The sequence below is a fragment of the Crossiella sp. CA198 genome (assembly GCF_052078295.1).
Taxonomy (GTDB): Bacteria; Actinomycetota; Actinomycetes; order Mycobacteriales; family Pseudonocardiaceae; genus Crossiella.
Map to the genome: position 1 here is coordinate 442,643 of NZ_JBQJIM010000001.1, position 20,007 is coordinate 462,649.

At 70.1% G+C, this 20,007-nt stretch carries 19 protein-coding genes; 9 read left to right on the plus strand and 10 right to left on the minus strand.

Going from position 1 to position 20,007, the window contains the following annotated elements; translation table 11 throughout:
- Positions 1 to 2 precede the first annotated feature (2 nt).
- Positions 3 to 533, minus strand: a complete 531-nt coding sequence (locus ACTOWY_RS02175) for a MarR family winged helix-turn-helix transcriptional regulator (RefSeq protein WP_441307899.1) — start codon at positions 531 to 533, stop codon at positions 3 to 5.
- A gap of 74 nt (positions 534 to 607) precedes the next feature.
- Between ACTOWY_RS02175 and ACTOWY_RS02180 the strand changes: the two genes are divergently transcribed.
- On the plus strand, positions 608 to 895 hold the full coding sequence (locus tag ACTOWY_RS02180) for a cupin domain-containing protein (protein WP_441307900.1): 288 nt from the start codon (positions 608 to 610) through the stop codon (positions 893 to 895).
- 40 nt (positions 896 to 935) lie between these two features.
- Complete coding sequence (locus ACTOWY_RS02185) at positions 936 to 1,763, plus strand: arylamine N-acetyltransferase family protein (RefSeq protein ID WP_441307901.1); 828 nt, start codon at positions 936 to 938, stop codon at positions 1,761 to 1,763.
- Here ACTOWY_RS02185 and ACTOWY_RS02190 read toward each other — a convergent pair.
- The 5 genes from ACTOWY_RS02190 to ACTOWY_RS02210 form a co-directional block, all read right to left on the minus strand.
- Positions 1,736 to 2,383 carry a DUF6518 family protein gene (locus ACTOWY_RS02190; RefSeq protein ID WP_441307902.1) on the minus strand — a complete coding sequence of 216 codons (648 nt, stop codon included), beginning with the start codon at positions 2,381 to 2,383 and terminating at the stop codon, positions 1,736 to 1,738. The two genes, ACTOWY_RS02185 and ACTOWY_RS02190, sit on opposite strands and share 28 nt — an antisense overlap.
- An 8-nt stretch (positions 2,384 to 2,391) precedes the next feature.
- Positions 2,392 to 6,168, minus strand: a complete 3,777-nt coding sequence (locus ACTOWY_RS02195) for a DNA gyrase subunit A (protein ID WP_441307903.1) — start codon at positions 6,166 to 6,168, stop codon at positions 2,392 to 2,394.
- Positions 6,169 to 6,200: 32 nt separating this feature from the next.
- A complete protein-coding gene (locus tag ACTOWY_RS02200) occupies positions 6,201 to 8,252 on the minus strand; it encodes a DNA gyrase/topoisomerase IV subunit B (protein ID WP_441307904.1) in 2,052 nt (683 codons plus the stop codon).
- Positions 8,253 to 8,508: 256 nt separating this feature from the next.
- Positions 8,509 to 9,867 (minus strand): MFS transporter, encoded by a 1,359-nt coding sequence (locus ACTOWY_RS02205; RefSeq protein ID WP_441307905.1) that lies wholly within the window; start codon positions 9,865 to 9,867, stop codon positions 8,509 to 8,511.
- Between the two features lie 70 nt (positions 9,868 to 9,937).
- On the minus strand, positions 9,938 to 10,282 hold the full coding sequence (locus tag ACTOWY_RS02210) for a YciI family protein (protein ID WP_441307906.1): 345 nt from the start codon (positions 10,280 to 10,282) through the stop codon (positions 9,938 to 9,940).
- Between the two features lie 99 nt (positions 10,283 to 10,381).
- Between ACTOWY_RS02210 and ACTOWY_RS02215 the strand changes: the two genes are divergently transcribed.
- Both ACTOWY_RS02215 and ACTOWY_RS02220 read left to right on the plus strand, forming a co-directional pair.
- Positions 10,382 to 10,528 (plus strand): hypothetical protein, encoded by a 147-nt coding sequence (locus ACTOWY_RS02215; RefSeq protein WP_441307967.1) that lies wholly within the window; start codon positions 10,382 to 10,384, stop codon positions 10,526 to 10,528.
- Complete coding sequence (locus tag ACTOWY_RS02220) at positions 10,512 to 10,697, plus strand: DUF6228 family protein (protein ID WP_441307907.1); 186 nt, start codon at positions 10,512 to 10,514, stop codon at positions 10,695 to 10,697. The genes ACTOWY_RS02215 and ACTOWY_RS02220 overlap by 17 nt, the downstream gene beginning before the upstream one ends.
- 40 nt (positions 10,698 to 10,737) lie before the next feature.
- On the opposite strand, the gene ACTOWY_RS02225 is transcribed toward ACTOWY_RS02220, so the two are convergent.
- From ACTOWY_RS02225 to ACTOWY_RS02235, 3 genes are read right to left on the minus strand one after another with little or no spacing between them, the layout of a single operon-like run.
- Positions 10,738 to 12,912, minus strand: a complete 2,175-nt coding sequence (locus ACTOWY_RS02225; protein ID WP_441307908.1) for a M28 family peptidase — start codon at positions 12,910 to 12,912, stop codon at positions 10,738 to 10,740.
- A gap of 60 nt (positions 12,913 to 12,972) precedes the next feature.
- Positions 12,973 to 14,724 carry a sensor histidine kinase gene (locus tag ACTOWY_RS02230; RefSeq protein ID WP_441307909.1) on the minus strand — a complete coding sequence of 584 codons (1,752 nt, stop codon included), beginning with the start codon at positions 14,722 to 14,724 and terminating at the stop codon, positions 12,973 to 12,975.
- Positions 14,714 to 15,421, minus strand: coding sequence for a response regulator transcription factor (locus tag ACTOWY_RS02235; RefSeq protein ID WP_441307910.1), 708 nt, complete (start codon positions 15,419 to 15,421; stop codon positions 14,714 to 14,716). Before ACTOWY_RS02235 ends, ACTOWY_RS02230 begins: the two co-directional genes overlap by 11 nt.
- Before the next feature lie 124 nt (positions 15,422 to 15,545).
- On the opposite strand from ACTOWY_RS02235, the gene ACTOWY_RS02240 reads away from it, so the two are divergent.
- The 4 genes from ACTOWY_RS02240 to ACTOWY_RS02255 are packed head-to-tail and all read left to right on the plus strand — an operon-like array spanning position 15,546 to position 19,081.
- Positions 15,546 to 16,109 carry a hypothetical protein gene (locus ACTOWY_RS02240; RefSeq protein WP_441307911.1) on the plus strand — a complete coding sequence of 188 codons (564 nt, stop codon included), beginning with the start codon at positions 15,546 to 15,548 and terminating at the stop codon, positions 16,107 to 16,109.
- Positions 16,096 to 17,202, plus strand: a complete 1,107-nt coding sequence (locus ACTOWY_RS02245) for a peptidoglycan-binding protein (RefSeq protein ID WP_441307912.1) — start codon at positions 16,096 to 16,098, stop codon at positions 17,200 to 17,202. Before ACTOWY_RS02240 ends, ACTOWY_RS02245 begins: the two co-directional genes overlap by 14 nt.
- Positions 17,199 to 17,882 carry an ABC transporter ATP-binding protein gene (locus tag ACTOWY_RS02250; RefSeq protein ID WP_441307913.1) on the plus strand — a complete coding sequence of 228 codons (684 nt, stop codon included), beginning with the start codon at positions 17,199 to 17,201 and terminating at the stop codon, positions 17,880 to 17,882. The genes ACTOWY_RS02245 and ACTOWY_RS02250 overlap by 4 nt, the downstream gene beginning before the upstream one ends.
- Complete coding sequence (locus ACTOWY_RS02255) at positions 17,879 to 19,081, plus strand: ABC transporter permease (RefSeq protein ID WP_441307914.1); 1,203 nt, start codon at positions 17,879 to 17,881, stop codon at positions 19,079 to 19,081. Before ACTOWY_RS02250 ends, ACTOWY_RS02255 begins: the two co-directional genes overlap by 4 nt.
- Here the strand turns inward: ACTOWY_RS02255 and ACTOWY_RS02260 are convergent.
- Positions 19,078 to 19,464, minus strand: a complete 387-nt coding sequence (locus ACTOWY_RS02260) for a VOC family protein (RefSeq protein ID WP_441307915.1) — start codon at positions 19,462 to 19,464, stop codon at positions 19,078 to 19,080. The two genes, ACTOWY_RS02255 and ACTOWY_RS02260, sit on opposite strands and share 4 nt — an antisense overlap.
- Here ACTOWY_RS02260 and ACTOWY_RS02265 point away from each other — a divergent pair.
- Complete coding sequence (locus ACTOWY_RS02265) at positions 19,463 to 19,942, plus strand: hypothetical protein (RefSeq protein ID WP_441307916.1); 480 nt, start codon at positions 19,463 to 19,465, stop codon at positions 19,940 to 19,942. The genes ACTOWY_RS02260 and ACTOWY_RS02265 overlap by 2 nt on opposite strands.
- Positions 19,943 to 20,007 lie beyond the last annotated feature (65 nt).

Here is a 20,007-nt window from a genome sequence, read left to right on the forward strand (position 1 = left end):
CCTCACGGTAGACCGGAGGACTGACAGCCACCGGTCGCGCGCAGGTCGGCGAGCAGGGCGCGCATCATCACGTCCAGCTGCCCGCGCTGCTCGGCGGAGACGCTCGCGGTGAGCCGGTGCAGATTGGCGATGTGCGCGGTGAACGCCTCGTCGATGACTTCGCGGCCACGCGGGGTGAGCGCGATCAGGAAGCTGCGCCGGTCCGCCGGATCCAGGCGCCGCTCCACATATCCGGCGGCTTCCAGGCGGTCCAGGCGGTTGGTCATGCCAGCGCGGGAGAGCATCAGCAGCCCGGCCAGTTCGGAGGGGGTCAGCGTGAACGGCGCCCCAGAACGGCGCAGCGAGGTGAGCACGTCGAACTCGCCGCGGCGCAGCCCGTGTTCCAGGAAGACCCGCTCCACCGCGGCCGACACCAGCTGGGTGACCTGCAACATCCGGATGAACGGCCCCAGCGAGGACACCTCCAGGTCCGGCCGCTCCTGCCGCCAGGCCGCGAGGATCCCGTCCGCGTCGGCCAGCCCGTCGATACCCATAGGGGCACTCTAGTTTGCCGCGAGATAGTTAGGCTCCGTACTATTACGTTGTAGAACTACTGCGAGGGGGCACCATGACCACGCTCAACGCGACCGTGCCGAACGCGACCCTGCCCAACGCGACCAGGCTCAACGCGGTGCGCACCACCCTGCCGCCAGGGTCGGACTGCCCGCCGCCGTCGCGGCCCACCGAAGTGCCGCTGCTGATCTTCGTGGTCTACGGCGCGCTGGATGTGGCCGTGGACGACCGGATGGAGTACCTGGCCACCGGCGACCAGCTCTACCTCCCGGCAGGCGTGCGGCACAGCTGGCGGACCCCGGCCGACAGCGGCGTGGAGATGGTCGTGATCACCGCGAGCTGAGCCTTGACCTCCAGCGCACTGGAGGTAAGAGACTGCGGGCATGACAACGCCGACCCAGCAGACCACCAACGACGAGTGGACCGTTGACGCCGTCGACGTGCGCGCCTACCTGGACCGGATCGCCCACCCGCCGGTGCAGGCGCCGACCGTCGAGGCCCTGCGCACCCTCCATGCCGCGCACAGCACCGCGATCCCGTTCGAGAACATCGACGTGCTGCTCCACCAGCACCCTGGCGTGGACCTGAAGCTGATCGCGGACAAGCTGATCACCCGCAAACGCGGCGGCTACTGCTACGAGCACGGCCTGCTCTTCGCCGCGGTGGCCACCCAGCTCGGCTATCAGGTCCGGCGGCGGCTGTCCCGGATCGACCCGGACAAGCCCAGCTTCCGCACGCACATGACCCTGGTGATCACCGCCGAGGGCCGGGACTTCCTGGTGGACATCGGTTTCGGCGCGGGCATGTTCACCCCGATGCCCCTGGTCGACGGCCTGGTCACCGAGCAGGCCGGGTGGCCGCACCGGCTGGTGTGGGACGACCCGGACTGGGTGCTGCAGAAGCTGGAGGACGGGAACTGGCGGTCCCTGCACGGTTTCGACGAGCAGGTGCAGCACCCGGTGGACTACGCGGTCGCGCACCACTTCGTCTCCACCCACCCGCGCTCCCCGTTCGCCCAGCAGCTGGTGGTGATGCGCCTGGAACCGGGCGTGAGTCACCGCCTGGTCGGCGGCGAGCTGATCACCGAACGCGCCGACGGGCCGACCGGGACCCGGCCGGTCACCCCGGCCGAGGCCATCGAGCTGCTGCCGGAGTTCGGGGTGGAGCTGACCTCGGCCGAGGCTCAGGCGTTGCTTTCCAGGATCAGCTGAAACAGCGGCGCGGCGGGGGCGCCGAGTGCGGTGACCGCGGCGGTGACCCCCAGCGCGTACCACCGGTCTTGCAGGGTGCGCGGCAGCAGTAACGCGGCCAGCACCCCGCAGCCGAGCATGGTGCCGCCTGCGATCTCCTGGGTGTTGCCGGGCTGGTCGGGGGCGAGCACGAACAGCCGGTACAGGCCCTCCCACAACAGCACCCCGCCGATCACCCCGATGCCCAGGAAAGACCAGGGGCGCACGCAGTAGCGGCGGCAGGCCCCGGCGTAACCGAACACCGAACCGGCCATCACCGCCGCGCCCAGCCAGATCCCGGCCTCGCCGAGGGTGGCCCAGCCGAAGTGCCCCGGCAGGATCTCCGCGCCGACGTACCAGACGGTCAGGCCGATCCAGAGCGTGGCCACGCCGTAGAGCGGGGAGCGCCACAGGCTCCACCTCGTGAGCGTGCCGACCAGGTAGGCGGTGGCCGCCCAGGTGGCGGTGGAGTTGGCCAGCCAGGTCAGGCCGGTGGCCTGGAACAGGAACGTCACCCCGCCGAGCAGCAGCCCGGCGAGGGTGACGATCAGCCAGTCACGGCCGGTCCGGGTGTCGCCCTGGACCTCGGCCGGGGGAAGCATCGCGGGCCTCAGTCGCGTTCGATCAGGTGTCCCACCACGTCCGGACCGGGGTGGGCGTGGCCGGAGCCGTCCCGCCGGGGGTCCACCTCCGGCAGCTCCACCGGCGACCCGCTGCCGTTCGCGCCTGCCGGACGCGGTCCGATCCAGGCCATGTGCAGATGGGTCTCGCCCTTGAGGAAGCGTTGCGAGCGGACGCCGCCGGTGGCCCGGCCCTTGGGCGGGTACTCGGCGAACGGGGTGACCTTGACGCTCAGCCCGGTGGAGGTGACCACCATCGGCTCGCCGTGCTCGTCGTCGTCGGTGCGGATGGCCCCGAAGAAGACCACCTTGGCGTCCTTGCCCAGGTTGATCCCGGCCATGCCGCCGCCCTTGAGGCCCTGCGGCCGGACCAGGTTCGCCGGGTAGCGCAGCAGGGAGGAGTCGCTGGTGACGAAGGCAACCGTCTCGCTGCCGTCCACGAGCCAGGTGAGTCCGGCGATCTCGTCGCCGTCCTTGAGCGAGATCACCTCGAACTCATCGGAGCGGACCGGCCATTCCGGCGAGCACACCTTGACCACGCCCTGCCTGGTGCCGATGGCCAGTCCCGGCGAGTCGCCGGCCTGTTCGCCGAGCGGGGCGATGCCGATGACCTTCTCCCCCTTCTCCAGGGGCACGAGTTCGCTGGCGGCCATGCCGCCGGAGAGGGAGACGGTGCCGGACTGTTCGGGCAGCACCGGCAGCGGCAGCACGTCGGTCTTGAACGCGCGGCCGAGGGTGGTGATCAGCAGCACCTGGCCGCGGGCGGTGGAGTGCACCACCGAGGCGACCGCGTCGTGCTTGGTGCGCCCGTTGCGCCGCCGCGCCTCGGAGGATTCCTCGGATTCCGCGGCGGTGCGGGCGACCAGGCCGGTGGCGGAGAGGATCACCTGGCACGGGTCGTCGGCGACTTCCAGGGGCCCGGCGGGCTTGGAGGCGGCCAGGACCTCCTTGAGGTCGCCGTCGATGAGCGCGGTGCGGCGCTCGAAGCCGAGGTCCTTGGAGACCTTGGCGAGTTCGGTGGAGACGACCTTCTTCAGCACCGACTCGTCGTCGAGGATCTTGGACAGTTCGGCGATCTCGGCTTCCAGCTTCTCCTGCTCGGCCTCCAGCTCGATCTTGTCGAACTTGGTGAGGCGGCGCAGCGGCGTGTCCAGGATGTAGGCGGCCTGGATCTCCGACAGCTTGAACTGCTTCATCAGACCGTCCTTGGCGGCCTGGGCGTTGTCGCTGTTGCGGATCAGCTTGATGACCTTGTCGATGTCCAGCAGCGCCTTGAGCAGGCCCTGGACCAGGTGCAGCCGTTCCTGCCGTTTGCGGCGGCGGTGCGAGGTGCGCCGGGTGACCACCTGGTACCGGTGCGCCAGGAAGACTTCGAGGAGCTGCTTGAGGCCGAGGGTCTGCGGCTGGCCGTCGACCAGGACCAGGTTGTTGATGCCGAAGGACTGTTCGAGCGGGGTGAGCCGGTAGAGGTCGGCGAGCAGCGCCTGCGGGTTGACGCCCACCTTGCACTCGACCACCAGGCGGGTGCCGTTCTCCCGGTCGGTGAGGTCCTTGACGTCGGCGATGCCGGTGAGCCGCTTGGACTTGTTCACCTCGTCGGTGATCTTCTCGATGATCTTCTCCGGCCCGACGCCGTAGGGCAGTTCGGTGACCGTGATGGCCTGCCGCCCGCGACTGCCTTCGAGGGGCCCGGTCTCGACCTTGGCCCGCATCCGGACCACGCCGCGGCCGGTCTCGTAGGCCTTGCGGACCTCGTCCAGGCCGAGCAGCAGGCCGCCGGTGGGCAGGTCGGGGCCGGGCACGAACTCCATCAGCCGGTCCAGGGTGGCGTCCGGGTGGTTGATCAGCCAGCGCGCGGCGGCCACGACCTCGCCGAGGTTGTGCGGGATCATGTTGGTGGCCATGCCGACGGCGATCCCGGAGGTGCCGTTGACCAGCAGGTTCGGGAAGGCCGCTGGGAGGACGGTGGGTTCCAGGAGGGAACCGTCGTAGTTGGGGCGGAAGTCGACGGTGTCCTCACCGAGTTCGCCGACGAGCTGCATGGCCTCGGGGGACATCCGGGCCTCGGTGTTGTGGTTGACGAAACCACCGGCCAGGAACGAGTGGTCCGCGGAGTCCACTCGCACCGAGTACACCTCGGCGGGTGCGCAGTGCTCGACCTCGGTTACCGCCTCGAACCGGTAGCCGGAGTCCATGATCGGCAAAATGGTGCGCAGGACCTCGGTGTCCTTGATGCGGTCGATGATCCGCAGCCGCTCGGTCTCCCACCGTTCGACGCGGTCGAAGTTGTGCTGGGTCAGCCACGTCCGGCCGCTGCCTCGACGGTCGAAGTCCAGGGCGGAGCGGACGTAGTCAGCCACGAAGGGCACCTTGTCCTGGCTGAGCCGGTGTGGGCGCAGCGGGGAGCGCCGGACCAACTCAGCCAGCCTGGCCTGCTTGGTCTTGAGGAAACCGACCCGCTCAGCGAAGGCCCTGACGTTGCGCATGCCGGAGACGACCAGGCGGTGTTCAACGGATCCACTCGGCCGCGTGTACTGGCGATGGCAGGCGGTCACGCCGAACTCGGCGAGCAGTTCCTGCAGCTCACCGGCCAGCCGTGGGCTGTAGGTCGAGTACTGGACGGTGAACCCGTCCAGCGCGGTCCGGCAGCCGCCGTCGCCCTCGAACACAGCCATCAGGAAGGCTCGCTTGACGCCCCAGCCACCACGCCAGACGAACTCCGGGACGAACTTGTCCCGAGCCTTATGTCCGATGAACTCGGCGAGCGGGCTCGCCCGGAACGCCGCCATGCCACCGGCGTAGTCCTGAATGTCCAGCTCACGGATGAGCTTGCGGTCCCGCCGGGTGGTGCGCTCGCTGACATACCGCCCACCGCCCACAATCTGGTCGTAGGCGTGCAGCACCTCGTCGAAGAAGTGCTGGTCGGTGTTGTTGAACCCGGCGCGGTCGGCCGACGCCCAGCCTTCCGAGGCCCAGGCTCCGCCGAGCAGGCCCAGCATGTACTCGCGCGCGGTCGGCACGACCTGCTGCCAGGCGTTGCGCGCCACACACACGATCGCGCCGGGCTGGAGTTCGTCCAGACGTCGCCACTGGAACAGCGGCACCCCCATCGGTGCCTCAAGGCAGAGCACCAGGTGGTTCTCGCTGCCCCGGATCGAGTACCCGGACTTGGTGGTCATCCGCAACGTGGGGTGCACACCGGAGTTGAAGACCTTGTTCACCTGGACGGCCTTGCCGTCCTTGTCGAGCACCTCAAAGTCGGCGTCGGCCTCGCTGTCTGCCGGGAGGTTCACCAGCTCGGCGATGCGGGCGCTGGATCCGTCGGCCAGCCTGATCCTGGTGTCCCCGGTGACGCAGTACCGGCTCGCGGCCGGTCCGTCGTCCGGGGAACCAAAGTTTCCATGCCCGTCAACAAGCGGGGAGTTCATGGAAAAATCCTGTGCCAGGCGCACCATCGCGTCGTAGATGGCAACATCCCCGTGCGGATGGTACTTGCCCATGACGTCCCCTACGACCCGCGAGGACTTCACGTAGGCGTGCGTGGGCCGGTATCCCTGTTCGTTCATCGAGAACAGGATCCGCCGGTGCACCGGCTTCAACCCGTCCCTGGCGTCCGGCAGGGCGCGGGCGTGGATGACCGAGTAGGCGTATTCGAGGTAGGAGTCCTCGATCTCGGTCTTGAGGGAGTTGTCGAAGACCTGGGCGCCCGCCCGGTCGAAAGCGGCCGGGTCGACCTTGGTGGTGCTGGTGCCCTTGCGGCGTGCCATAGCTCTCTGGCTCCTCTAGGAAAACGTGCGCCTCAGGCGTCGATCGCGGCCCGGTCGACCCTGGCCGCCGAGTCGACCAGCCAGTTGCGCCGGGGCTCGACCTTCTCCCCCATCAGCAGCTCCAGCGCGGCTTCGGCGGCTTCGGCGTCGTCCAGGGTGATGCGGCGGACCGAGCGGGTGGCCGGGTTCATGGTGGTGTCCCAGAGTTCCTCGGCGTCCATCTCGCCGAGGCCCTTGAACCGGGGCACCGGGGTGACGATCTGCTTGCCGGCCTTCTCCAGCTTGGTGACGGTGTTCTCCATCTCGCGCTGGGTGAAGGTGAAGATGGTCTCGCTGTTGCGGCCCTTGGTGGTGATCTTGTGCAGGGGCGGCATGGCGGCGTAGAGCCTGCCGTCCTCGATCACCGGGCGCATGTACTTGGCGAACAGGGTGATCAGCAGGGTGCGGATGTGCGAGCCGTCCACGTCGGCGTCGGCCATCAGGATCACCCGGCCGTAGCGCATGGTGGTCAGGTCGAAGGTGCGGCCGCTGCCCGCGCCCAGTACCTGGACGATGCTGGAGATCTCGGCGTTGCGCAGGGTGTCGGCCAGGCTGGCCTTCTGCACGTTGAGGATCTTGCCGCGCAACGGCAGCAGCGCCTGGTACTCCGAGACCCTGGCCATCCGGGCCGAGCCAAGCGCGCTGTCGCCCTCGACCAGGAACAGTTCGCTGCGGGCCACGCCGGTGGTGCGGCAGTCGACCAGCTTGGGCGGCATGGCCGCGCCTTCGAGGGCGGTCTTGCGGCGGGCGGCGTCCTTCTGCTGTTTCTGGGTGAGCCGGACGCGGGCGGCGTCGACCACCTTCTGCAGCACGGTCTTGGCCTCGACCTTGCTGCGCTTGTCCTCGGTCCAGGCCTTGATGTGCCGTTCCACCACGTTCTGGATGACCTTGGTGATCCCCGCGGTGGACAGCTCGTCCTTGGTCTGGGAGGTGAACTGCGGCTCGGGGATGCGCACGTGGATGACCGCGGTCATGCCTTCGAGGACATCGTCGAGCTGGGGCAGGTCTTCCTTGGGCTTGAGCAGGCCGCGGCTCTTGGAGATGGCCTCCTGCAAGGCTTTCAGCGCCGCCCGGTCGAAGCCGCGGCGGTGCGTGCCGCCGTGCACGTTGCGGATGGTGTTGGTGAAGCACTCCACGGTGCGCTCGTAGCCGGTGCCCCAGCGCAGCGACACCTCGACCTGGGCGGTGCGTTCCACTTTGGACCGCATGACGCCGTTCTCGTCGGCGGCGTTCTCGGTGTAGGTGCCCTCGCCGTTGGCGTGGATGATCGCCGAGACCGGCTTGTCACCCGAAGGCGTGAGGAACTCCACCATGTCGGACAGGCCGTTGGGGAAGTGGAAGGTCTCCTCGGTGATGCCGCCCTCGGTGACATCGCGCAGCACGTAGGTGACGCCGGGGACGAGGAAGGCGGTGTTGCGCAGTTTGCCGCGGACGGCCTCGCGGTCCAGCGCGGCGCCGTTCTCGAAGTAGCGGGCGTCGTGCCAGTACCGGATGGAGGTGCCGGTGGACTCGTTGCGCTTCATCTTGCCGGTGACGTTGAGCCCGGAGACGCGGGTGAACTTGGCCTTGGGGCCGGGTCCGTCGAACTCGCCGGGCACGCCGTGCGCGAAGGACATCTGGTGCACCTTGCCCTCGCGCTTGACGGTGACGTCGAAGCGGTGCGAGAGCGCGTTGACCGCGGAGGCGCCGACGCCGTGCAGGCCGCCGGAGGTCTTGTAGCCGGAGCCGCCGAACTTGCCGCCCGCGTGCAGCCGGGTGAGCACCAGTTCGACGCCGGAGAGGCCGGATTTGGCGTGTACCCCGGTGGGGATGCCGCGGCCGTCGTCGTCGACCTGGACGCTGCCGTCGGCGTGCAGGGTCACCACGATCTTGGTCGCGTGCCCGGCGATGCCCTCGTCGGTGGAGTTGTCCACGACCTCGGTGAAGAGGTGGTTGATACCCCGGCTGTCGGTGGACCCGATGTACATGCCGGGCCGTTTGCGCACGGCTTCCAGACCCTCCAGATGGGTCAGGTCGTCGGCCCCGTAAAGGGTCTCAGCAGTCACAGGGTCGTTCTCCCGGATCGTGGCACGAGGTGATTCGCCAGCATGACACCGTACTTGAGCCTAGCCGGGTGCTCCGACAGTCCTGTGCGGCCCTGTGCGGACATCAGGAATTGTCGGGCCTTGGCCTGACCGGCACGGCGACGACCAGGTCATGTTCGGCGGCTCACGTGCGTGAGCGCCGGAGTCCAGGTCGTTTCTGGCGGTGTCGCAGGTGAGGCCTCGTACCGGGTTGTACGTGGCCTTACCGGCGATGCCGTCAGGGACGGCCTGGGCCCGGCGATCGTGCGCGGGAGCCGCCGAACATGACCAGGGTAGCCAGGACCGCGGTGATCGTGCCCAAGACGAAGAAGAGAGGTAGGCCACCTGTGGCGGCGAGGGCGCCGAAGACGGCGCTGGCGACGGAGCTGCCCAGCGTCCGGGCGAGCGAGTTGAGCCCGTTGGCGGCGGCGGCCTGTTCCGGCGGGGTGGCGTCCAGGATGAGCGCGGGCATCGCCGAATAGGCCAGGCCGGCGCCGCCGGAGATGACCGTGGTGGCCAGCACCACGTGCCAGAGCGAGCTGTCCATGGCCAGCCGCAGGGCGAAGCCGAGCACGACCCCGGCGGTGCCGATGAGCAGGGTGAACCTGCCGCCGCGGCGGGTGATGAGCCGGGCGGCGACCGGGGACAGGGCGGCCATCAGCAGGCCGCCGGGCAGCATGCACAGGCCGGAGATGACCACGGAGAGTTCGTACCGGGTCTGTAACACGGTGACGGTGCCGAGGAAGTTGACGAACAGCGCGAACCCGGTGAGGAACGCGGACAGGTTGGTCAGCAGCACGGACGCCCTGGCGGCCAGCCGGAGGTCGACGATGGGCGCCCGGCGGCGTAGCTCGACCACGCCGAAGAGGGCCAGGCCGAGTGCGGCGGCGGCGAGCAGGCCCAGGGTCAGCGGGGAGTCCCAGCCCCATTCGGCGCCGCGGCTCAGCGGCAGCAGCAGTGCGGTGAGCGCGAGCACCAGCAGGGTGGCGCCGACCAGGTCGACCGGGGCGCGTTCGCCGTTGGTGGGGACCTCGGGCACCAGCCACCAGACCGCGGCCAGCGCGGGCAGACCGGCCAGGAAGCAGACCCAGAAGAGTCCGTGGAAGCCCCAGACGTCGGCGACCAGGCCGGCCAGTGGCAGGGCGACCGCGCCGCCGATCCCGAGCATGGCGCTGACCAGCGCGATCCCGCCTGCCCGGCGCTCCGGCGGGACCAGCGCGGCGATCAGGCTGATGCCCAGCGGAATGGCCACTGTGGACAGTCCCTGGATCGCCCGGCCGATGATCAGCAGAGTGAGGTCGGTGGTGAGCGCGCAGAGCAGGGAGCCGAGCAGGAAGGCGAGCACGGCGAGCAGCAGAACCCGTTTGCGGCCAAAGAGATCGGCCAGCCTGCCGAGCAGCGGGTTGGCCACCGCCCCGACCACCACGGTGACGGTGACCAGCCAACTGGTGGTGGCCGGGGAGGTGCCGAGCCGTTCGGGCAGGCCGGGCAGGACCGGGATGAGCATGGTGTGGGTGAGCAGGGTGACCAGCGCGGTGAACGCGAGGACCGTGGTCAGCAACCCGGTGCGGGTGGCGGGCTCGCGCAGTGTCCTCACCCGGCCACCCTATGTTCCCGGCGGCGGCCGGTCTGCCGACGGAGGATCTCCAGGTGCGGGAATCTCCAGCTCAGCCCTGGTGCATGCCGCCGGTCCACAGCGGCCGGATCTCCACCGAGCCGCCCGCGATCGCGCCGGGATGGTCCTTGGCGATCTCGACCGCCTCGTCCAGGTCGGCGCACTCGATCAGCACGAAGCCGGCGATCTGCTCCTTGGTCTCGGCGAAGGGCCCGTCGGAGAGCAGCACCTCGCCCTGGGCGCCCAGGCGCAGCGTGGTGGCGTCGGTGCTGGGCTGGAGGATGCCGCCACCCTTGGTGATGCCACGTTCGGCCAGGTCCTGGCCCCAGGTGCCACAGCCTTCGGTGTTCTCCTCGGCGCGGCTCTCGTCCTGGCAGATCAGCAACAGGTACTGCATGGTCGTTGTCCCTTCTCGCGAACCCGGTACTCCCCCACGACGAACGGCCCGGCGGCGAATCGACAGGCCCGGCGACGAGCTGGTGGCTACGGTACGGCGGTGTCCGAGGACCTCATCCTGCGTTGCGCCCAGGATCCACGCGTGTCGATCACCTTCGCCGATGCCGAGGTGACGGCGAACCCCCTGGACCGGCGAGCTGGCCTGGCACAGCACGGATCGCGATATATCCGTGTGCGCGTTATATGACGGCCGCGGATATATGCGGCTGACCTGGACGGTGCGGCCGTGGCGCAAGTCGACGCAGGGCGAGTGGTCGGCTTCGGTGACGACTGTGCTGGAGGGCGGGTCCCGGGACCGGTTCGTGGCCGAGCTGATGGATTTCCTGAGTCAGGGCGATCATCGCGGGCAGGACTGAACGGCCGCGGATCGTGCCACGGCCGTTCAGCGGGCTGGGACTACTTGCCGTTCGGGTACAGGTACTTCTCCGCCGGGATGACCTTGCCCCGCGCCCAGGCGTCGAAGAAGCCGCGCAGGTCCTTGCCGCTGACCTGCTGGGCCAGGGCCTCGAACTGCAACCAGGTGGCGTTGCCGCCGTTGTGTTCGCGGATCCAGCGCTTGAGCAGGCCGAAGAATGCCTGGTCACCGACGGTGCGGCGCAGGGCGTGCATCATCACCGAGCCTTTGCTGTACAGCGCGGGGTCCAGTTCCTTGCCGGGGCCCGGGTCATACAGCGGGACGTTCCAGAACTCGGGCTTGGTCCGGTTCTCCTCGATCATGCCGCGGTAGAAGCCCTTGTCCAGGTCGGCGCCGTTGCGTTCCTCCCAGAGCTGGTTGGCGTACTGGGCGACGCACTCGTTGAGGCAGGCGTTGCGCCAGTCGGCGACCGAGACGGCGTTGCCGAACCACTGGTGGGTCAGCTCGTGGGCCATGGAGGCGTCCCACATGCCGCCGGAGTAGGTGGGGCGGCTCTGGGTTTCCAGGGCGCCGAGGCCGCTGGCGTTGACGATGATGCCGCCGGTGCTGCTGAACGGGTAGGGGCCGAACAGTGAGCTGAAGTAGTCCAGCATCGGCTGCATGAGGGCCTCGGACTCCGGTTCCGGGGTGGTGCCGCTGCCCCAGGCGTAGATCGCGGGCTTGCCGTCCTTGAGGGTGCTGGTGCGCAGGGTGAACTTGTCCACCGCGACCGTGGACAGGTAGGTGGCCATGGGCTGGTCTTCGTGCCAGCGGAAGGTGCTGCGGCCGCCGGCCTTGCTGGTCTGGCCGGGTTTGCCGTTGCCGACCGCGGTCCAGCCGTCGGGGACGGTGGCGGTCAGGGAGAAGGTGGCCTTGTCCGAGGGGTGGTCGTTGGCGGGGTACCAGCTGGCGGCCGAGTGCGGTTCGCCGCTGGCGCTGAAGCCGCCGCCCTGGATCGGTTTCCAGCCTTCGGTGCCGTGTTTGCCGGAGTAGCGGACGCGGACCTTGAACTTGCCGCCCTTGCGGATCCGCTGTTTCGGGGTGATCACCAGTTCGTGCTCGGCCTCGCGCCGGTTGGCGGCCTGGGCACCGTCCACTGTGGTCGAGTCGACGGTGAATCCGTTGAGGTCGAGGTGGAACAGGTCCAGGTCGCGCTGGGCGATGGCGGTGACGGTGGTGTCGCCGGTGAGTTCGTCCGGCTTGGCCGGGTTGTAGTCGATGTTCACGTCGTAGTGCTCGACCTGGTAGCCGGAGTTGCCGTCCTTGGGGTAGTACGGGTCGCCGACCCCGGCCGGGTCCTGGGCCAGGCCCCAGACCGCGGTGATCATCGCGTTGGTGCTCATGGTCTGGACCTCGGGGTCGAGGTTGGCCAGGGTGTCGCAGGCCTTGTGGTAGCAGTCGTCGAGCGGGGTCATGAAGCCGCCGGTGGGCACGCCCTTCTCGTGGAAGGCGGTGTGGTCCGAGCCGCCGCCCGCGCCGACCTCGAACGTCTCTTTGCCGCGGTCCTTGAAGTATTTCTGGAACAGCGGGGTGGCGGGGGTGCCGGTGTCGATCACGATGAAGAACTGCGGCTTGGGCGTGGCGACCATGTCGAAGTTGAGGTAGACCTCGATCTTCTCCCGCTGCACCGGGGTCAGCCCGCCGACATAGTGCCGCGACCCGACCAGCCCGCTCTCCTCCGCGCCCCACCAGGCGAAGCGCAGGTGCCGGTCGGTGGGCAGTTTGTTCCTGGCCACGGTGAGCGCGGTGGTGAGCAGCGCGGCCGAGCCGGAGCCGTTGTCGTTGAGGCCGGGGCCCTCGGGCACGCTGTCCAGGTGCGCGCCCAGGAACACGGTGCGGGACTCGTCGCCGCCGGGCCAGTCGGCGATCAGGTTGAAGCCGTCCTTGCCGTCGTGCCGGAACTTCTGCACGGTGGTGCGGAATCCGGCGAGGTCCAGGCGGGCCTTGACGTAGTCCAGGGATTCCTTGAACCCGCGGGTGCCGTGCGCGCGGTTGCCGCCGTTGCCCTCGGCGATCCGCTGGAACGCCTGGAGGTGCGGCAGCACGTCCGCATAGGACACGGCGGGCACGCTCGCGGCCGCGGTGGCGCCGGGCTGGGCGGTGGCGGGTGCGACGCCGGTGAGCACGACGGCGGCGCTGAGCAGCACCGGCAGCAGCCGTCTGAGGGGTGATCGCATGCTCGGGGAGCGTAAGCGGGAAATGTCAGGGAGTTGTTGTGCCGCGGTGAGGAGCCCGTTCTAGCGGGGCAGCCGGAGGGTGAAGGTGGAGCCGGCGCCGGGTTCGCTGGTGGCGGTGACGGTGCCGCCGTGGGCTTGGGCGAGCTGGCGGACGATGGCCAGGCCGAGGCCGCTGCCACCGGACTGACGGCTGCGGGATTTCTCCGCGCGCCAGAAGCGGTCGAAGACCTGCGGCAGGTGCTCGGGGCTGATCCCGCCGCCGGTGTCGGCGACCTCGAAGAGCACCGCCTCGGGCTCGGCCCGCGCGGTGACGGTGACCCGGCCGCCTGCCGGGGTGTGCCGGACCGCGTTGGCCACCAGGTTGCCCAGGGCCTGGCGCAGCCGCACCGGATCCGCCCACAGGTCCGGGTCACCGTCCACTGTGGACTCCAGGTGCACGCCGGCGGCGTCGGCGGCGGCGCGGTGCGCGGAGACCAGGGTGTCCACCAGGTCGGCCACCCTGAGCTGTTCGGGGTGCACGCGCAGTTTCCCGGCATCGGCCATGGCCAGGTCCTGCAGGTCGTCGATGATGCGTTGCAGTTGCCGGGATTCGGCCAGCAGGAAGGTGATCAGCGCCTGGTCGGGCTGGGTGACGCCGTCCTCGGCGGCCTCCAGCCAACCGCGGATGTTGGACAGCGGGGTGCGCAGCTCGTGCGCGATATCGCCCACCATGGCCTTGCGTAGTTCCTCCACCCGGGCCCGGCTCTCGGCCATCTCGTTGAAGGCCGCGGCCAGCCGGGCGATCTCGTCCCGGCCGGTGACCTGAACCCTGGCGGCGCCGTCGCCGTCCTTCATCCGTTGCGCGGCGCCGGTGAGCGCGCGCAGCGGGCGGACCAGGCGCCGTCCGGCCAGCACGGTGATCACCACGGTGAACAGCAGCACCAGCGCGGCCACCCAGAGGATCCGGGCCTGGTTGGCCGGGGACAGGTCGAGCGAGGCCGAGGGGGTGTTGCCGGGGGCGGTCACGTAGAGCACGGCGGGGGCGGCCACGAACGGATCGAGTTGTTCCTTGCGGGCGGAGGTGAAGCAGTTGTCCACCAGTTCGCCACCGTTGGGCGCGCTGACCGCGGGCCGGTCGAAGACCCAGGTGAGGTCGAGTTTGAGGGTGGCCCTGGCCAGGCCGCGGCGGGTCAGGCAGTCGTTGAACAGCTCGTTGAGCTTGCCGATCGCGGCCAGTTCGGTGGGCTGGGGCCGGTCCAGCGCGAGCTGGGAGCAGCCGTTGACGCTGAGCGGGTTCGCCGTCTCGATCTGGGTGCGCCCGTTGGGTTTGGTGACCAGCTGGGCCAGGCTGCCGGTGCGGGTTCGCACACAGGGCAGCGCGGCCTCGGCGGAGCGGCGCAACGCGTCCCGTTCGGCCGGGGTGAGCTGGAACGGGCCGACCGCGCGCGGGTCGATCCGGTCTCCTGGCGCGCCGGGGGCGAGCGAGCTGTCCAGGTTCAGCGGGTCGATGGTCGCGGATGCCTTGACCGGCAGCTCTTTGCCAGGGTCGGTGTCCATAATGGACTTCTGGTCCGGGGTGGTGAGCGCGATCCGGCGGCCGGTGCTCGTGGCGAGTTCGCGGAGCAGACCGTCTGCCTGGGACCAGTCGGGGTGGGTGGCGGCGAAGCCGACGAGCTGGTCGTAGACGCGGGCGTCGTCGGCCAGCGCGCGGCCCTGTTCCTGTTGGATGGCCACGGTGGTGGTGCGCACGGCCAGCCACGCGGTGGCGCCGACCGCGCACATCGCGATCAGGATGGAGGCGGCCAGCAGCCGCGCGAACAGGCTACGGCGCACCGCGGCGCTCGCTGTCGTCGGAGAGCTTGTAGCCCACGCCGTAGACGGTGACCAGGCGGACCGGGCGGCGTGGGTCGGGTTCGAGTTTGCGGCGCAGGTTCATCACGTGCACGTCGATGGTGCGGCTGGTGATGTAGCGGTCGAACCCGTGCAGCCGTTCCAGGAGCTGTTCCCTGGTGAAGACGCGTTCGGGTTGCGCGGCAAGGGCTTCCAGCAGCCGGAACTCCCCCGGCGTGCACTCCACCGGCGTGCCCGCGCAGCGCACCTGGTGGCGTCGCGGGTCGATCTCGATGGCGCCCACCCGCAGCACCGGGTCGGCCTCGGGGCGGCCGGATCCGGTGCGGCGCAACAGGGTGCGCACCCTGGCCATGAGTTCGCGCGGGCTGAACGGTTTGGTCATGTAGTCGTCGGCGCCGAGGTCGAGGCCGAGCAGCAGGTCGTCCTCGGTGGAGCGGGCGGTGAGCATCAGCACCGGCAGCGCGGATTCGGCGCGCAGGATCCGGCACACGTCCAGGCCGTCGACCAGGGGCAGCATCACGTCCAGCACCAGCAGGTCGGGTTCCCGCCGCCGGACCTCGTCCAGGGCGCTGCGGCCGTCGCCGACCACCACGACCGAATGCCGCTCGCGTTCCAGGTAGCGGCGGATGAGTTCGGCCTGGTGCTCGTCGTCCTCGGCGAGCACGATGTGGGCGCACATACCGGCGATCCTAGGCCGGTCCCCGGCCCCTGGCGGCCCGCGCGGGTCCCACTTCAGGGTGAGGCCATCGGATGACGAATGGTTCCTGACAGGTTCCTGACAATCGTGGGCGACGGTGTCCGCCATGACCCGACTGATCCGCGCCGCACTGGTCGCCTCGGCCGCGCTGGCCCTGCTGACCGCCTGCGGCCCCGAGGACCCGCCACCGGCCCAGGTGGCCGCCCTGACCACCAGCGGCAGTGCCGCCACCACCGCATCGGGCACCTCCACCGCGACCGGCGGCGCCGAGCGGCCGCAGTTGCGACTGGACAGTTCCGAGGAGGAGGTGAAGCGGTACTGGGCGGCCTACTTCGCCTGCCTGAAGCAGAACGGGCACAAGATGTATGAGGGCAGGGGCGGGGACTCGCCCGATCAGCGGGACACCAGTCCGGCCTCGCAGTCCGCGAAGACCGCGTGTGCCGGGAAGATCCCGGTGCAGCCGCCGGAGCTGGACCAGCAGAACCCGGAGTACACCGACAACTACCGCGCCTACCTGAAGTGCATGGACGGCAAGGGACTCAAGGTGGTGCCGATCGAGCCCTTCGGCAGCGGCTGGAACTACGCCGACACCCCGGGCAGGCTCACCGAGGAGCAGCGGCACCAGGTCGAACGGGACTGCAAGATCGGGACGTTCAGTGCCAAGAGGTGAGACCCGGCGCTGGTTGCCGGTGACCGCGGTGGCCGTGACGCTGCTGGCCGCGGGCGGGATCGCCTGGTTCGTGCTCAGTCCACAAGGGACACCCGCCGCGCAGCCCGCTGGTCCGGCGGTGCGCACGGTCCAGGTGCAGCGCACCGAACTGAGCACCAGCCAGAACTTCCCCGGCACCCTGGGTTTCGGCGCGGACCAGGTGGTCAAGGGCGCGGGCACCGGTCTGGTCACCCGGCTGCCGAACGGCGGTGACCGCACCGAGCGAGGCAAGCCGCTGTTCTGGGTCAACGACCAGCCGGTGCCGGTTTTCTACGGCGCCACCCCGCTGTTCCGCACACTGGAGATCCCGGCCACTGGAGAACCGTTGCGCGGCAACGATGTCACCGTGATCGCGGACAACCTGCGCGCCCTGGGCTATTCGATCGGCGTCCAGCCCAAGACCAGCACCCGTCCCGGCGAGTCCGGCACACCCGCCGTGTTCACCGCCGCGCTGAGCACCACGCTGAAGAAGTGGCAACAGAAAGCCGGACTCCCAGCCACCGGCACCGTCGACATCGGACAGTTGCTGGTGCTGCCGGGGCCGTCCCGGGTCGGCACGGTCACCGCGCAACTCGGCGATCCGGCGACCGGACCGCTGTTGAGGGTCACCGGCACCACCAAGGCGGTCAGCGTGGAGATCGCCGCCACCGAGGCGGACAAGGTGAAGCAGGGCGCCGAGGTGGTGATCCAGCGATCGGACACCAAGGAGGTGCCCGCGGTCATCAGCCAGGTCGGCACCGTGGTGCAGGGCGGCGGCGAGTCCGGCGGCCAGCACACCCAGCCCAAGCTCACCGTGACGGTGACGCCGAAGGATCCGGCCGCACTGTCCGATTTGGACGCTGCCAGCGTGCAGGTGCGGGTGGTCGCCGAAGCGCGGCCGAACGTCCTGGCCGTCCCGGTCGGCGCGCTGCTCGCGCTGCGCGAGGGCGGGTACGCGGTGCAGTTGCCCGGCGGCGAGCTGAAACCAGTGCGGACCGGGCTGTTCGCCAAGGAACTGGTAGAGATCAGCGGCCCCGGCATCACCGAGGGCCAGGCCGTGGTGACGGTCTCGTGAGCACCCCGGTGCTGGCCGTGCACGCCGCCGGCAAGATCCACCCCGGCGGTGTGGTCGCCCTGGCCGAGGTGTCCCTGACAGTGAATCGCGGTGAGCTGCTCGGCATTGTCGGCCCGTCCGGATCCGGGAAATCCACCCTGCTCACCATCATCGGCACCCTGGACACGCCAACGCACGGCCGGGTGGAGATCGACGGCCAGGACGTCACCGCCCTGTCCGACCGGCGGCTGTCCGCGTTGCGCGGGCAGCGACTTGGCTTTGTGTTCCAACAGTTTCACCTCATCGACGGCCTGTCCGCGGCGGAGAACGTGGCCACCGGGCTGCTCTACGCCGGTGTCCCGCGGCGGCGTCGGCGAGCCCTGGCGCTGGCCGCGCTGGAGCGGGTCGGGCTGGCGCACCGGGTGGACCACCAGCCGCACCAGCTCTCCGGCGGGGAACGCCAGCGGGTGGCCATCGCCAGGGCCGTGGTCAACCAACCGGCCCTGGTACTGGCCGACGAACCCACCGGCGCGCTGGACACCGCCAACGGCCGGGCGGTGCTGGAGTTGTTGCGCGCGTTGAACCAGGAGGGCACCACCATCGCGATCATCACCCACGACCGGGACATCGCCGCCGGACTGCAGCGTCAGGTGGAACTGCGCGACGGCCGGATCATCGCCGACCGCCGGAGCCCGGTGTGAGCGGCGCGAGGCCGGTGCGCCTGAGCCTGACCGACACCCTGTGCCTTGGCCTGCTCGGCATCCGCACCCGCCGCCTGCGGGCCGCGCTGTCCGCGCTGGGCATCGCGATCGGCATCGCCACCACGGTCATCGTCACCGGCGTCCCAGCCTCCAGCCACCAGGCCCTCCTGGACGAACTCTCCGCGCTGGGCACCAACCTGTTGCGCGCCGAACCCGCGTCGAACCAGGATCCGCCGGTGTTGTTGCCGGACAACGCCGCCGCGCTGGCCGCCCGGATCGGCCCGGTCACCGGCAGCGCCGCGGTCGCCAACACCCATGCCGTGATCCGCCGCTCCGACCACGCCGATCCCAGTGACGGCGCGGGCATCACCGTGCTCGCCACCACCGCCGATCTACTGTCCACAGTGCACGGATCTGTCCACTCCGGACGATTCCTGGACCAGGTCGGCGAACGGTTCCCCACCGTGGTGCTGGGCAACCGGGCCGCCGCCCGGCTCGGCATCACCGAGATCCACCCCGGCGTGCCAGCGCCCCAGCTCTACCTCGGCCAGACCTGGTTCAGCGTCACCGGTGTGCTCGCCGAACTGCCGCTGCACCCGGACCTGGAACGCTCGGTCTTCGTCGGCAGGGAAGCCGCCAGGGAGCACCTCGGCTTCGACGGCCACCCCACCGTCGTCTACGTCACCGCCCGCGAGGACGCCATCGAGGACGTGCGCGCCGTGCTGCCCGCCACGCTGTACCCGCGACTGCCCGGCCTGGTCCGGGTCGGCAAGCCCTCGGACGCGCTGGCCGCGAAACGGGCCACCCAGAACAACTTCTCCGGACTCTTCCTCGGCCTGGCCGGGATCGCGTTGCTGGTCGGCGGGATCGGCGTGGCCAACACCATGTTCATCTCGGTGCTGGAACGCCGCCGGGAGATCGGCCTGCGCCGCGCGCTGGGCGCCACCCGGGGCCAGATCCGCGGCCAGTTCCGCACCGAGGCGGTCGCGCTGTCCGGCCTCGGCGGCCTGGCGGGCGCGCTGATCGGGGTGCTGGGCACCCTGGGTTACGTGGCCTACCAGGACTGGCCGCCGGTGATCCCGCCGCTGTCGGTGGCAGGCGGTGTGCTGGGCGCGGTGCTCGTCGGCATGGCCGCCGGAATCCACCCCGCCGCCCGCGCCGCCCGGCTGTCCCCGACCCAGGCCCTCGCCGCCGCCTAAGCGGGCTGGATCAGGTCGAACCGGTTGCCGTACAGGTCCTCGAACACCGCCACCGTGCCGTAGACCTCGACCCGCGGCTGCTCCAGGAACTTCACCCCGCCCGCGACCATCCGGGCGTGGTCCCTGGCGAAGTCCTCGGTGTGCAGGAAGGCGAACACCCGCTGCCCGGTCTGCGCGCCGATCCGGCCGAGTTCCACCGGATCCGCGGCCAGGGCCAGCAGGAACCCGGTCGGGCTCGCGCCATCGGGCCGCACCACGACCCAGCGCGCGCCGGTGGGCAGCGCGACGTCCTCGGCCAGGGTGAAGCCCAGCGCCTCGGTGTAGAAACGGATCGCCTCGTCGTAGTCGCGGACCAGCACGGTCAGCAGACCCAGGTGCGGCATGGCTGTCCTCCTTGATCGCCGCGCGAGTCTGTCACACCCGGCCGGGCTGTCTCGTCCACTGGGCATGCAACCACTACCGACCCGCCTCGCCCTGGTCCTGTCCGCGCTGCCCAACGCCGCGGTCGGCCTGTGGGCATTGCTCTGGCCCACCGGCTTCTACACCGACTTCCCCGGCCCACGCACTGGCTGGGTGGCCGCCGACGGCCCGTTCAACGAGCACCTCCTACGCGATGTCGGCGGCCTCAACCTGGCCCTGGCCATCACCGCGATCGGCGCGCTGCTGATGGCCACCCCGGCCGCCGGCCGCTGGGCCGGGGCGGCGATCCTGGCCTTCAACCTGCCGCACGCGCTCTACCACTCGCTGCACCTGCACGCCTATCCGCAGCTCACCGACCAGGTGCTGATCGCGACCAGCACCTGGGCCGCGGCCGCGCTGGGCCTGCTCGCGCTGCTCTGGCCCACCCGCGGTACCACCTGACCGGCGGGTTTCAGGCCGCGGTGACCGGGAAGGCCAACGGTTACCGCGACTTTCCCGGAGGCGAG

What these genes read in the sequence shown, in the direction of transcription:
- ACTOWY_RS02235 (WP_441307910.1), bottom strand. Translation starts at nt 15,421, where the DNA reads ATGTGCGCCCACATCGTGCTCGCCGAGGACGACGAGCACCAGGCCGAA.
- ACTOWY_RS02240 (WP_441307911.1), top strand. Translation starts at nt 15,546, where the DNA reads ATGACCCGACTGATCCGCGCCGCACTGGTCGCCTCGGCCGCGCTGGCC.
- ACTOWY_RS02185 (WP_441307901.1), top strand. Translation starts at nt 936, where the DNA reads ATGACAACGCCGACCCAGCAGACCACCAACGACGAGTGGACCGTTGAC.
- ACTOWY_RS02210 (WP_441307906.1), bottom strand. Translation starts at nt 10,282, where the DNA reads ATGCAGTACCTGTTGCTGATCTGCCAGGACGAGAGCCGCGCCGAGGAG.
- ACTOWY_RS02225 (WP_441307908.1), bottom strand. Translation starts at nt 12,912, where the DNA reads ATGCGATCACCCCTCAGACGGCTGCTGCCGGTGCTGCTCAGCGCCGCC.
- ACTOWY_RS02195 (WP_441307903.1), bottom strand. Translation starts at nt 6,168, where the DNA reads ATGGCACGCCGCAAGGGCACCAGCACCACCAAGGTCGACCCGGCCGCT.
- ACTOWY_RS02190 (WP_441307902.1), bottom strand. Translation starts at nt 2,383, where the DNA reads ATGCTTCCCCCGGCCGAGGTCCAGGGCGACACCCGGACCGGCCGTGAC.
- ACTOWY_RS02180 (WP_441307900.1), top strand. Translation starts at nt 608, where the DNA reads ATGACCACGCTCAACGCGACCGTGCCGAACGCGACCCTGCCCAACGCG.
- ACTOWY_RS02175 (WP_441307899.1), bottom strand. Translation starts at nt 533, where the DNA reads ATGGGTATCGACGGGCTGGCCGACGCGGACGGGATCCTCGCGGCCTGG.
- ACTOWY_RS02265 (WP_441307916.1), top strand. Translation starts at nt 19,463, where the DNA reads ATGGCTGTCCTCCTTGATCGCCGCGCGAGTCTGTCACACCCGGCCGGG.
- ACTOWY_RS02260 (WP_441307915.1), bottom strand. Translation starts at nt 19,464, where the DNA reads ATGCCGCACCTGGGTCTGCTGACCGTGCTGGTCCGCGACTACGACGAG.